Source organism: Marinobacter sp. NFXS9, from assembly GCF_040148665.1.
In the GTDB taxonomy this organism is placed as follows: domain Bacteria; phylum Pseudomonadota; class Gammaproteobacteria; order Pseudomonadales; family Oleiphilaceae; genus Marinobacter_A; species Marinobacter_A mangrovi.
Map to the genome: position 1 here is coordinate 150,349 of NZ_JAGDDW010000011.1, position 12,527 is coordinate 162,875.

Annotated in this window: 8 protein-coding genes, 1 tRNA gene and 1 pseudogene; 7 read left to right on the forward strand and 3 right to left on the reverse strand. The window is 52.9% G+C overall.

What is annotated here, in order from left to right; translation table 11 throughout:
• Positions 1-241 precede the first annotated feature (241 nt).
• A complete protein-coding gene (gene bfr, locus J3364_RS16655) occupies positions 242-721 on the reverse strand; it encodes a bacterioferritin (protein ID WP_123636752.1) in 480 nt (159 codons plus the stop codon).
• A gap of 162 nt (positions 722-883) precedes the next feature.
• Complete coding sequence (locus J3364_RS16660) at positions 884-1,090, reverse strand: bacterioferritin-associated ferredoxin (protein WP_123636754.1); 207 nt, start codon at positions 1,088-1,090, stop codon at positions 884-886.
• A 583-nt stretch (positions 1,091-1,673) separates the two neighbouring features.
• Here J3364_RS16660 and J3364_RS16665 point away from each other — a divergent pair.
• From J3364_RS16665 to J3364_RS16695, 7 genes are all read left to right on the forward strand, one after another.
• A tRNA-Arg gene (locus tag J3364_RS16665) sits at positions 1,674-1,750 on the forward strand.
• Between the two features lie 576 nt (positions 1,751-2,326).
• Positions 2,327-3,823 carry a DUF3375 domain-containing protein gene (locus tag J3364_RS16670; protein ID WP_349559367.1) on the forward strand — a complete coding sequence of 499 codons (1,497 nt, stop codon included), beginning with the start codon at positions 2,327-2,329 and terminating at the stop codon, positions 3,821-3,823.
• A gap of 7 nt (positions 3,824-3,830) precedes the next feature.
• Positions 3,831-4,565, forward strand: a complete 735-nt coding sequence (locus J3364_RS16675; RefSeq protein ID WP_349559368.1) for a DUF4194 domain-containing protein — start codon at positions 3,831-3,833, stop codon at positions 4,563-4,565.
• On the forward strand, positions 4,562-7,885 hold the full coding sequence (locus J3364_RS16680) for an ATP-binding protein (protein ID WP_349559369.1): 3,324 nt from the start codon (positions 4,562-4,564) through the stop codon (positions 7,883-7,885). Before J3364_RS16675 ends, J3364_RS16680 begins: the two co-directional genes overlap by 4 nt.
• Complete coding sequence (locus J3364_RS16685; RefSeq protein ID WP_349559370.1) at positions 7,869-9,017, forward strand: Wadjet anti-phage system protein JetD domain-containing protein; 1,149 nt, start codon at positions 7,869-7,871, stop codon at positions 9,015-9,017. Before J3364_RS16680 ends, J3364_RS16685 begins: the two co-directional genes overlap by 17 nt.
• A gap of 388 nt (positions 9,018-9,405) precedes the next feature.
• A complete protein-coding gene (locus J3364_RS16690) occupies positions 9,406-12,096 on the forward strand; it encodes a PD-(D/E)XK nuclease family protein (protein ID WP_349559371.1) in 2,691 nt (896 codons plus the stop codon).
• A gap of 2 nt (positions 12,097-12,098) precedes the next feature.
• Entirely contained in the window at positions 12,099-12,338 is a 240-nt protein-coding gene (locus J3364_RS16695) for a UvrD-helicase domain-containing protein (protein WP_349559372.1), read from the forward strand.
• On the opposite strand, the pseudogene J3364_RS16700 reads toward J3364_RS16695, so the two are convergent.
• A pseudogene (locus J3364_RS16700) lies at positions 12,282-12,527 on the reverse strand (IS5/IS1182 family transposase); the annotation flags it as partial. The gene J3364_RS16695 and the pseudogene J3364_RS16700 overlap by 57 nt on opposite strands.

The window sequence follows — 12,527 nt, forward strand, 5'->3', positions numbered from 1 at the left end:
CTGGCGACAACGCCCATCGATAATACATAGGAATTCAACGGCCTGACCGAACATTAAAAAGAGATAAAGACCGGGCAATGCCGGCACGGCGGCTTTTGGGGAAAGCGGGGAGAGCACAAAGGCTGGGCAGTGGCCCTAAAAGTGGCCGGGAATCAGGGAATCATTCGGGGAATCGAAACGGCAGGGAAGGCACAAGGTAACCGCCGAAGGGGCGGCACCTTGTAATCAACCGGATGGCTAATCAGCCATCGGCGTGGGCGCTTTGCAGCTGGATGTAGTTCTGCACACCCATCTTGTCGATCATGTCCAGCTGGGTTTCCAGCCAGTCGATATGCTCTTCTTCACTGTCCAGGATCGACCGGAACAGCGCACGGCTGGTGTAATCCTTGATATCCTCACAGTAGCCGATGGCTTCCTTGAGGTCCTTGTGGGCGATCTGCTCAAGCTTCAGGTCGCACTCGATCATTTCCTTGACGTCTTCGCCGATCAGCAGCTTGTTGAGATCCTGCAGATTGGGCAGTCCCTCGAGGAACAGGATGCGCTCGATCAGTTGATCGGCGTGTTTCATCTCGTCGATGGATTCCTCGTACTCCTTCGCCGCCAGATGGGTGATCCCCCAATCCTTGTACATCCGCGAATGGAGAAAGTACTGGTTGATCGCCGTCAGTTCATTGGCGAGAACCTTGTTGAGGTACTGGATGACCTTCTTATCACCCTTCATGACTGCGAACTCCTTTCCTGATGCGTGGAATCAACAGGATAGACGGATTTCCCGCAATAAAAAATCGCAGCGGATAATGATTCGCAGTGTTAGCGGAGAGTCAGACGCAGACAGCGCCCTTCAATGGAGAGAAACGCGGAGAACTGCCTGAGAAAAGCATCCTCAGGCAGGCTGGGCCAGCATGGCAGCCAGGTTCATATAATCTTCGGACTGACACTCACGCAAAATTTCACGAGCCGTTGCCGCACAGCGCCCACATTGACGCCCGACACCCATTTCCTTGCCCAACTGCCGCATGGAACGACATCCATCCTCGGCCGCCTTGCGAATCTGACGGTCGGTCACCCCATGACAAAGACATACGTACATATAGGCGATACTCATAGGCACTGTTAATGTTGTTGATAATTATTGTTATTAGCGAATGAAAATTCAACCCCTTTGCCTGATTTTTGTGTAACGGATAACCAGTAGGGTGTTTCCGGTGCATTCCGCCTCACGGGGCTGGACAGACTGGCGACTCACACGTAAGATTGCGCACTCGAAATCGGCGCCTCGCGCTGCTTTTCGTTCTGCCCGTAGCTTTTAAGCTGGGAGCAAAGCGAGCAGTGCAGCTGAGTCGTGCACAGCACGACCGGTCAATGCGTTGCTCGAGTTCAAAAAGTTTACCGCCCGTAGCTCAGCTGGGCGGAAGCGGATAACGCGGAAGCGAAGCTTTCGCCCGCTGGAGCGGCCGCCGCGATGCAACGCGGCGGACTGGACCCGAAAGGGGAGCGTGACACGCTCTATCCAGTGCACCGCTAACTGAGCCGGACTCTTCATCTTTCGGAGTCTGAATAAGTTGATAACCGCCCGTAGCTCAGCTGGATAGAGCGTTGCCCTCCGGAGGCAAGGGTCAGAGAAAAAATCCGGAACCGAAGGCAACGGTCAAACATGCCAACTTTGTTGAAAACCGCCCGTAGCTCAGCTGGATAGAGCGCCGCCCTCCGGAGGCGGAGGTCAGAGGTTCGAATCCTCTCGGGCGGGCCATTAATTTGTCATTTCAACAACTTAGAATCAATCTCCGTTTACCTGCTCCCTATTAGCTGCCACTTCGACGTCGCTACATCAGCCACGAAATCTTGACCTTTGGTCGCTCTCGGCACACTCTTCAATTCTCACGTTATTTTCTCTCTGTGCCCAAATGGTGCCTTGGCCGTGCCCGGGATTTCGGGGGCAATTTGTAGGTTGCGTACCACCTGACCATTAGCCGTTTCCGGGCACAGAACTCCAAGGCACAGAATAGATGGTAGAAAACTACCGTGACCAATAGCCGATGTTCGTGATATTTAGACTTCGCTTGATTGCATAAAAAGCGGGTAGGATATCCATACAATAAAGTTGCTTTGCAAAGGAGTGGTTAGCTTGGACGCTGTAGCACCCCCTTCCTATGTAGAAAATTTCCTCGAACGCCGAACCAAGACACTGAACCGGTACATCTCGATTATCAGTTTTTTAGGCAGAGTCGACCTGTTTTCCTGCCCCTCCGGCACCGAGGACCAGCAGCTGGTGCTCCCCCAAAGATTACGTTACCTGCACACTATAGAGTGACTGCAGGATGCCGACATGAAAGAAGATACTCAGATCCGAACCCAGGCCTATCTTGTCTCCCGGCATCACCATCCGGCCTGGAAGCTACTGTCCGCAACACGGGGGCCACTTGTACTGAGTTGCCTTCAGGCACTGATGGAACAGAATCGAGATGAGATTCTGTTCGAAGACGCACAACAGATGCTGACCGACATCCTCATTGAGCACGCCAACAACGACGAATTCGAGCTACAAACCGACGACCCTGCAGGCGATGCACGGCGCGAGCTGAGATCCTGGATTCGGCGCGGATTGATCGTTGAACGCGAGGGACGACTGATCGCGACCGATGCCCTGCAAAAGGCTCTCGGCTTTGTGGAGAGTTTGGATGATCGAATTATGACATCCACTGCCTCAAGGCTGGCCACCGTGCAGCGTGAGATTGAGAGCCTAGAAACCCGCCTAAATCCAGACGCCCAGAGCCGTGCCGATCATATTCGGAGAAAAATAAAGGACCTCGAAACAGAACTAGTGGAAGTTGAAGCGGGCCGATTCAAAGTTCTGGAAGGCGGGGAAGCAGCCGAGGGCATACGAGAGGTATTCAACCTCGCGACCAGTTTGCGAGCTGACTTCAGGCGTGTCGAAGATTCATACCGGGATGCAGACCGACGCCTTCGTCAGTCCATTATCAGCGAGCAACACCATCGCGGGGAAATCGTTGATCGGCTGCTCGATGGGCACGACAGCCTGCTGGAAACAGCCGAGGGAAAAGTCTTTCATGGGTTTCATGAGCAGTTGGGGCGCTCGACTGAACTGGACAACATGAAACACCGCTTGCGCACGATATTGCGCCATCCTTCAACTCGGCACGCGCTTACCAGGCAGCAACAGGACGACCTCCGCTGGCTAGTGATCCGACTGGTTCAAGAGTCGGCATCGGTTATCAAGGCCCGCGCACGCAGTGAGCGGGACGTAAAAGGCTTTTTGAAAACCGGCCTTGCAGCAGAGAATCACAGGGTTGGAGAGTTATTGAACGGCATACTCAATACAGCGCTTACCATCGACTGGTCCAGTCACCAGGTGCGTAAAAGTGAAGCACCCCTACCACCTATTGCCGTAGCCACGTCCAGCTTACCATTGGTGGAGCGGCTGAGATTCAAATCCGCCACTGACGAAAAATCTAAAGAACTGGAACTGGCCGAACAGGGCGTAGACCTTGAAGATGTCGATGAGGAGTTTTGGCGGGCATTCGATGGTCTCGACCGCGAAGCCCTGTTTCGCGACACCGTGGAACTGCTTTCGGTGACCAAGGAGCCCATGACAATTGCCAACCTTGCCAGTCATCTTCCTCCGACTCATGACCTCGAATCCTTGGCACTATGGCTGAGCATGGCCCGTGAAGCTGAAGTTACCATTTCGGAAGACCGGGAAGCCGTTAACATAACCGATGCCACCGGCAAAACAATACGTTTTCACGTTCCGAAACTGGCACTGACAGTGGACGCCGTAAAGTCCATCGATTGGGAGCTCTAGAAACACCATGTCCAACTTTTTCGACCGTTTGACTGCCAAAACAGAAGACACACCTCTTGAAGAGGAACAGCCGGTCGTCTATTCGGAACCGTCTAATTCTGAAGGTGTGTCGAAGTCCAGCGACAGTGAGGATGGCCGGTACACGCCCAAAAATCTGAGAATGGCCACGCAAGAACTTTTGAAATATGGATTGCTCGAAGCGGACCGTAAGCCGAACCTTTATCAGATCGCAATCAATCAAACGTCGGCGATCGATCAAATTCTGGAGCCCCTGGACTTACGTCTCAAAATTGACGACATACGGGGGCTGGCATTTCTGGTTGTATCGTCTCAGCTGTTTGCGGAGGAAGATGATGATTGGTCCCATCCATTAATACGCCGGCAGCGACTGAATCTGGAACAATCGCTGCTCATTGCCATTCTGCGCCAGCATTTCATTGCCCACGAACAGGAATCAGGGCTCGGAGCCGCTGAGGCGGTGATTGAACTGGACGAGTTGCTGCCCCAACTGCAACTATACTTGGGAGACACCGGGAGCGACGCGAGAGATCAGAAGCGGCTGCGCAACTTACTGGAAAATCTGAAGAACCATGGCATTGTCTCGGAAATTGATGCCAATGACCAAGTCATCATCAGACCGATCATTACCCATCTCGCCAATCCCGAGAACCTCCAAAATCTCTTGCAGCACTTCCGAAAGCTGGCAGGTCAAGAACCGGATGCTGACGAGGAAAAATTATGACACGCTCCCAAGAGGATCTCTTCGCCCAAGAGATCCTTCCCTCCTCCGCATTCATTCTTACGCACTTGGATCTCTACAACTGGGGCCCTTTCGGAGGACGTCATTGCGCTGAAATTGATGCCAAGGGTACTGCAATTATTGGCCCGACAGGCAGCGGAAAGACAACGCTGGTCGATGCACTCATGACACTGCTTACCCACCAGCCACGATACAACCTTGCGTCAACGGGCGGCCATGAAAGCGATCGAGACTTGATGTCCTACATTCGTGGCGTTGCCGGCGCCGGAAACAATTCCGGAGATAACAGCCACGTTGCTCGGCCCGGCAAGACGATCACGGCTGTCAGCGCTCGCTTTAAAAATGGTGATAAAGCTATACGCATTGGCGCGATATTCTGGATCGAGGGCAGCAGTTCTTCAGTGAGTGACCTGAAACGACTTTGGCTTTTTTCAGAACGAGACGATCAAGGTCTGGATGACTGGTTGGCGATCCATCATGAGGGTAGAGCACGAGAAATTAAGCAATATGGCCGAGACACTCCCGGCATCCAGATCAACGACAGTAAAAAAGCATACCTTGCGCAACTAAGACGCTTTTTCGAAGTCGGCGAGAATGCCTTTACCCTGCTCAACCGAGCGGCCGGGCTCAAACAGCTAAACAGCATCGATGAGATATTCCGAGAACTGGTTCTTGATGATCACTCCGCCTTTGAAAGGGCGGGCGAAGTGGCCAGCGAATTCGACGACCTGGCGACGATCCACGGGGAACTGGAAACTGCACGCAGACAATATCAGTCGCTACTACCGATCGCCGAGACGTTCAAAAAACATCAAACTACAAAAAAAGCACTGAATCAAAATCAAACACTCAAAGAAATACTGCCCGTATGGTACGCACTGGCGGGATACCAGCTTTGGACCGACCAAATCGATGGGCTTGACGAGAAAATCAAAGACAGCAGTGCGACTATTCAATCACTGGAAACTTCGGCATCAGCACTGAGAAATAAAGCAAACACACTCAACGATATATACTTGCAAGCCGGCGGCGCCAGTATCGAACAGTTGAAGGAGCAGATTGCCCAGCAGGAACGCTGGGTCGATGAACGGCGGCAAAACTCTGGTGACTATCGCAAGCTGGCCACGAAGCTCGGCCTGGATGAGACGCTCACTCGTTCAACTCTGATTTCCAACCAACACGTGTGTAAAGAGAAACAACGAGAGCTGTCAGCATTACAGGATGACCAAGATCAACAGGTATTAGATCAGGGCGTCAACCATAGCAAATTCAAAGAGGCCATACAGGAACTCAAAGAAGAAGTTCAGCGGATAGAGGCTCGCCCCAAATCAAATATACCGGGTCATTTTCAAGAGTTCCGGAGTGAATTGGCGTCAGCGCTGAATCTTGACGAGGAGAGTGTGCCGTTTGTGGCAGAGTTGTTGGAGGTAAAGCCGGAGGAAAGGGCTTGGCGCGGAGCAATAGAGCGCGCCATTGGCGGGCACCGTTTAAGACTATTGGTGCCGCCCGCAGCCATGAAAAGTGCCTTGGACTGGGTAAACCATCGAAACAACCGCCTTTACGTTCGACTGCTTGAAGCTGAGACACCACAAAGCAACGCTCAGTTCATGGAAGACGGCTTCACCCGGAAGTTGAATTTCAAGGAACACCCGCACCGAGAAGCTCTGAAGAAACTGCTGGCAGGTATTGACCGCCACTGTGTCCAATCACCAGACGCACTGCGCGACACTCCTCATGGCATGACCGAGCAAGGGCTGATGTCCGGTCAGCGGGGCTTCTTCGAGAAGCGGGACAACCAGCGCCTGGACCAAGATTGGATGACCGGTTTCGACAACCGGGACCGTTTAGCGGCTTTAAACGAGGAGCTTTTGGAGGCTCAGAATAAGGCAGACCAAGCCTTTGAGGAGCTCGAAGCAGCTCGTAAGATGCTAGCCGATACACGAACAAACTATCAACTATACACAAGCCTTTTAGGGATCAGCTTCGAGCACATTGACCTTCCGAGTGCTGAATCTGAACTAAAGATACTCCAGGAGCGCCTTGAATCGCTGACTGCCCCCGACTCCGATGTGGAGAGAGCCCGCCAGCAATTCGAAGAAGTCGACAGTCAGCTATCGGATACGCAGCGAAAACTATCTGAAGAACGCACTCATCAGGGAATTCTGGGCACTCAACGCACTCAAGCCACTGAACGTCTTGCGGAGATGTTGGACCGAATCGGCGAGGGGCTGACCGATGAACAGCAGACTCTAGCCAACAAGTACTTCAGTCCACCGGTGGCCGGTCAACACGACAAGCTCGATCAGCTAGAACGGAACCAATCAAACGAACTCGATCGTGAGATCAAGACTCTATCCCAGCAAATGAGTGGGTTCGAGCTAAACCTAACCCAACAGATGGCGAACGCCAAGACAATTGACACTGGCGCGCTTGCAGAAACGGGTAGCGATATTCGCGATATACCGGAATACCTCGAACGACTGCGGATTCTTGAAGAAGAGGCCTTACCGGAAAAGCTCGACCGTTTCCTGAACTACCTGAACCATTCGTCGGATCAGGGCGTGACTCAACTCCTCGCCCACATACGGAATGAAGTCGCCGTGATTGAGGAGCGCATAGCGGACCTTAATGGGACCCTGCGAAGAGTAGACTTCCAGCCAGGTCGATATCTCAAGCTTGAGCCGAGGCGCGTTACCCATGAAACTCTGCGAACACTGGAACAGGCGCAACGTCGATTACGCGCAGATGCCTTGAAGGATGATCAGGGTGAAAGCCATTTTCGAGCTCTTGAGAACGTCGTTAAGCTGCTGCGAGATGCCAGTGACAACAAACGGACAGTCGGTGCCCGCGCCCTACTCGACCCTCGCTACCGTCTGCAATTTGCGGTTTCGGTAATTGACCAGGAAACGGCAGTGGTCATCGAAACCAGAACCGGCTCCCAAGGCGGAAGTGGTGGCGAGAAAGAAATAATCGCCAGCTATATCCTGACAGCTTCGCTGAGCTATGCACTCTGCCCTGATGGAGCCACACAGCCGCTGTTTGGCACCATTGTTCTTGATGAGGCATTCTCGAAAAGCTCTCACGCAGTCGCTGGCCGCATCATCTCCGCACTTAACGAGTTTGGATTGCACCCTCTGTTTGTAACTCCAAACAAAGAGATGAGATTGCTGAGAGACCACACCCGGTCGGCAATTCTAGTCCACCGCAAAGACATCCGAGCTACCCTGACATCGCTGAGCTGGGAAGAACTGGAAGCTCACGCAGAGAAAATGATACGGAAGCCTCATGAAATCCCCGGCTGATCTGGCACTCAAGCTAGCCAAGCAATGGCAAAACGCAGATATACGAGAGCAACGCCTCCTGCATCCAGATAGCTGGCCACTCAGAATTCCAATTGGCAAACCTTCTGGGCGCGTTGTATCCGAGGACCTGGAAAGAGTTCGCAAACATTTAAATCAGTGGCGCAATGTGACGATAGGACGGGTCGACTGGAGTCCCAAAAAATTTCGTGGTGCCAGCGAGGACGTCCAGATTCCAGAATTTTGGATTCTGAGCTCACCAACGGAATGGATTAACGCAGCAAATAGCAACGAGGTTCGCGGCGAATTTCAAATTCTGTGTCGCTTAGTACCGGCAATTGATGAGCGTTTTCATCGCTTACTAATCCGAAAACGCCGTCTAGTACTAGACAAGGCCGAAAACGAAGTTATTCAGTCAGCCAAGGTCGCGCTCCTCTTATCACCGGGCTTGGCAGAAGGAAAACCGCTTCGAGCTCTGTCGGTGGGAGGCATCGACAGCAAGTTTTTTGAACGGAACCGCCAGTTGCTTATCCAGATGTTGGATATCCTGTTTGAAGGCCAAGTCAGTGAGCTTGGCCTAGAAGCCTTTCTCGGTGCAGATGATGAAGGCCACCATTGGTTGTTGATCATGGACCTTGACGGCGGCTTACTCCCATTTTCACAACTTCGAGTTCGCGCCCGGGAGCTTACGGAGATACCTCTGCCCGGTGCCTCTATTCTAATCGTCGAGAACGAAAGATGCATTCACCAGTTACCAATGGCTCCGGGTACGGTTGCAATATTGGGGGCCGGTCTAAACTTATCTTGGATGAGCGCTTCTTGGTTGAGCGAAAAGAAATTAGCCTATTGGGGAGACATGGACACGTGGGGACTGACCATGCTGGCTAGGGCCAGAGGGTTCCAACCATCGGTAAGGCCATTGTTAATGAACGAAGAGATCTTCAATACCTTTGCAAGACAAAAAGCGGTTCCAGAGCCACAGCCAGTTGAAACTGTCCCGGCAGCAGGGCTCACTTTTGAGGAACAAGCATTCTTCCTTGAGCTACTTCAGCGGCACAAGGGGAGATTGGAGCAAGAGTTCATACCGGAGAATGTTGTACAAAAATCGATAGCTCATTGGTTAGAATCCCCCTGAGTTTTTCCCTCCTCTTACGGACAAACTTTTGATTTAACGTGGCTCATCTACCACTCCCCAAAAGTTCATACTGTTGTCGCTTCTGATGAAGTTTCTCATCGTCTCGACTCACCCTTAGAGCGGCTCGAAGGTAACCAGCTGCTGCATCGTAAGCGCGGTTTAGGCTCTCCAATTGAGAGAGCCCTAGCTTGAGGATAACGAGCCTGAATCGCTGCAATCGAAGCCTAGCACATACTCAGCTCGAATGATTGATCACCTCAATTTTTGCTATGTCCAAGACCGACTCAACCTGTCTTGATAAGGTACATGTGGCCAGACTAGGATGAATTGACAATGCGAGTACGGACGCAGTTGCTCGTAACCAGCTAACCAGCCCAGGAGTCATTTCATGAAAATCATTGCAGGCATCGGTTACGACGACCGCCTCCCCAATCAACTACCCGAGCTATTCAGTGGCCAGCTCTGCGGCGAGCAAACCCTGATTGCCGCACTTGAATTTCGCGCCGGCACCCTCCCCCCTAATGAAAATCAAGCAACCCGTACAGTGGCTTACCTCAATGCTCTCACCGCTGCTGACAACGGTAACCGCTTCTATAGCGAATCATTAGCCGTGGATCCGATCGCAAGTGCCGAATCGCTTCTAGCATGGCGAGATTGGGCGATTCTCCACGGCTGGAACCATGATTCGCGCAGCACGAACCACGGACGCATGGTCGATCTGGCCGCTGCCGAGAGCGGCTTTTCCAAAAATGGCACTTCTCTCGGCGAACGCATTTACGCCCTCTTGCAGCGACTCACGCTTCTTGGCTCCAGTGTTTCATGTTTAGAGCTTCACCACTCACGCGCTAGCTGGCCCCCACTCTATCAACACCTTTTTGACCAGCTAGAAAGCACCGGTGTTTCGGTAACGGAAGCACCCACAGCCATTCAACCTCAGGCTCCGGCGAGCAGCGATCTAGGGCAACTTCAGCGCGCCCTGGTTAGCGAAAACAATGGTCCTGTTCGCTTTCAGGAAGACGGAACAGTACGGCTGCTCTCTAGCGCCAGCGAAGGACTGGCCGCTCAGTACGCGGTACACGAAGCCAACAATGAAACTCTGATCATTGCCCCCAGTGGACAACATAGCTTGGCAACAGTCATTGCCCAACAGGGAGGCAATGACTCCGGCCTCGGCGATCTCTCGAAATTCCGCGCCCCGAACCAGCTACTGCTTCTGATGCTCCAATCTGCCTGGCGCACTCCGCCTGCCGATGCGCTACTTCAATTTCTTTCGCTGCCCGCCGGACGCTTTCAACGCTTGCGCCGGTCACTGGCACGACGATTCCGCGACCTGCCTGGATTTGATCGAGAACATTGGGAGGCGGAGATCAATGCCTTCGTCAACGCAACCCTCCAAGACACCCCTGAACTGGACGAGACGGCTCTCCGTCGTGGCATTGAGGAATGGCTACCTATATGTATCTGCCCCTACGATGACAAAATGCGGATCGAGCTCGCGTTGTCATTGACGGACCGTGTCGCAAGCTACTGGAATGCATGTTTGAGCACATCAGAACGTGAACAAGCCAAACCCATCTATTCTGCAGCTTACGCCGCAGCAGATTCCGTTTGCCAAGCACTGAGGGAGTGGCCAGAAACCTATATAAGCAAGACCCAGCTGAACCGCTTGATCTCCATGGTTTTAAGCCTCGGCAATAGCAGCCTTCGTAATTCTCGTGAAGTTTCCGAGTTTGACGTGGTTAGCAGCCCAGAAGTTGTTCCGCTGCGGACTGCACCGACCACTCATACCTTATGGATCAACCCTCAGATTTCTAGGCTGGTGGGAATGCCGCCCTTCTCACAAGCGGAGCTTCGCGGCATTCCTTTGGCACCTAGTCCCGAACAACAGACTCACCTGAGGCAGTTCGCATTAATACGAGCATACGCTCCGCTGCTGGCCGCCCAGGAATTCGTAACACTGATCTCAACCAACTCCACCCCGGAGCTTTTACAGCTCCAGATAAGCAGTCTGACTGACACCAAGGTTTGGCCTTCGCTGGAACAGACGATTCTTACTAACCAAGGTCTTCACGCTCCGGCGCAACCCGTTAAGGAGTTTTCCTTGCCGCAAGCACAGCGGTGGTGGACCCCAGACTGCGCCGTTCCAGCCCCCCGCAATTCCGAGTCCTACAGCAGTCTGGCGGCGCTGGCACTTAGACCTCATGAGTATGCACTTAAATATGCAGCTCAGATTCGTGAGGGGGCAATCGAATCGCTCGCGGCTGATGCCCGACTGAAAGGCAACCTGGCGCACCATTTGGTCGAGGCCTGGATCAGAGAACACCCTTGGACTGGCAAGCCGGTTGATCGCATGAGCATCAGCTCTTGGCTGGATGCCAACTTGCCGGTAGTGAAACGGAAAGTCGCACTTCCATTGGCACAACCGGGCATGCAGGTCGAGCAGCTGAGATTTCAACAAAAAATGCTGGACGCCTTGGACGCACTGCTAAAGGCGCTTGTTGCCGCAGGAGTCACCAACTTGCAGCCAGAACGTCGCTTCGAACACATCGACACTCTTAGCCAGCTAGAAGGCACGATGGATATTTTCTGCGAATTTGAAGACGGACGATTCGCGATTATCGATATGAAATGGGGAGGCTATAAAAAGTATAGAGAAGAACTCAAAGCAGGCCGTCCGTTACAACTGGCGACGTACGCTCACATCGCCGAAGGCAATCATAGCGGGCAGTTAGCTGACGCCGGTTACTTCATACTGAGCCGAGCCGAACTACTGTGCAATGACACTCTCGTATTCCCAACCGCAACAGCTGTCGAACCAGATCAACCGACATCACTGCAACTTACCTGGCAGAAATTTGAGAACACCCTGCGATGGCGCGTAGAGCAACTCAAAAACGGCCATATCGAACAAACCTACGGTGATGCCGCTCCTGATGGCAATTCACTCCCCCCGGGCGATGCCCTCGACCTAATTGCCTTGGAAGAGCAAGCGCACAAGAGCAGCTCCCAGTCTTACAAAGCAAGCTTTAAGGCAGTCGACACCTGGCGCAACCTCACCGGCAACATCAAGGAGCTTTGATTATGAACTTAAATTACACCCAAGCCAGTGCTGGCTCCGGCAAGACTTACAGTATCGAAAACGATGTTGCTGAAAAGCTAGAGCGCGGCGAGCTGTTGCCCAGCGAAATAATCGCAGTGACATTTACCATCGATGCAGCAGAAGAACTCAAGGGGCGAATTAGTCGCCCCTGCAAAACGCCGTTTTCAGACAGCCAGCAATTTACCGGTCTCTGCCGATTCATCCGGCAACGCCGGGATTGACCATAAAATAGCCAATATCAGGCGTAAATGCCGTCCGTCTTCATAAGGCCAAAGAAGCTCGGCGAGCTTCCTCAGAACCTTCCTCAGGTTCAGGCCAACGCCGCACAGAACCGCGTGTATCGTGTCGCCGGTAAACCCTCTGAGGAAGTTCCGATACATCAGGCCGTCGCTTTTCAGGTGGCCGATGAT

What these genes read in the sequence shown, in the direction of transcription:
- J3364_RS16675 (WP_349559368.1), top strand. Translation starts at nt 3,831, where the DNA reads ATGTCCAACTTTTTCGACCGTTTGACTGCCAAAACAGAAGACACACCT.
- J3364_RS16690 (WP_349559371.1), top strand. Translation starts at nt 9,406, where the DNA reads ATGAAAATCATTGCAGGCATCGGTTACGACGACCGCCTCCCCAATCAA.
- bfr (WP_123636752.1), bottom strand. Translation starts at nt 721, where the DNA reads ATGAAGGGTGATAAGAAGGTCATCCAGTACCTCAACAAGGTTCTCGCC.
- J3364_RS16660 (WP_123636754.1), bottom strand. Translation starts at nt 1,090, where the DNA reads ATGTACGTATGTCTTTGTCATGGGGTGACCGACCGTCAGATTCGCAAG.
- J3364_RS16695 (WP_349559372.1), top strand. Translation starts at nt 12,099, where the DNA reads ATGAACTTAAATTACACCCAAGCCAGTGCTGGCTCCGGCAAGACTTAC.
- J3364_RS16685 (WP_349559370.1), top strand. Translation starts at nt 7,869, where the DNA reads ATGAAATCCCCGGCTGATCTGGCACTCAAGCTAGCCAAGCAATGGCAA.
- J3364_RS16680 (WP_349559369.1), top strand. Translation starts at nt 4,562, where the DNA reads ATGACACGCTCCCAAGAGGATCTCTTCGCCCAAGAGATCCTTCCCTCC.
- J3364_RS16670 (WP_349559367.1), top strand. Translation starts at nt 2,327, where the DNA reads ATGAAAGAAGATACTCAGATCCGAACCCAGGCCTATCTTGTCTCCCGG.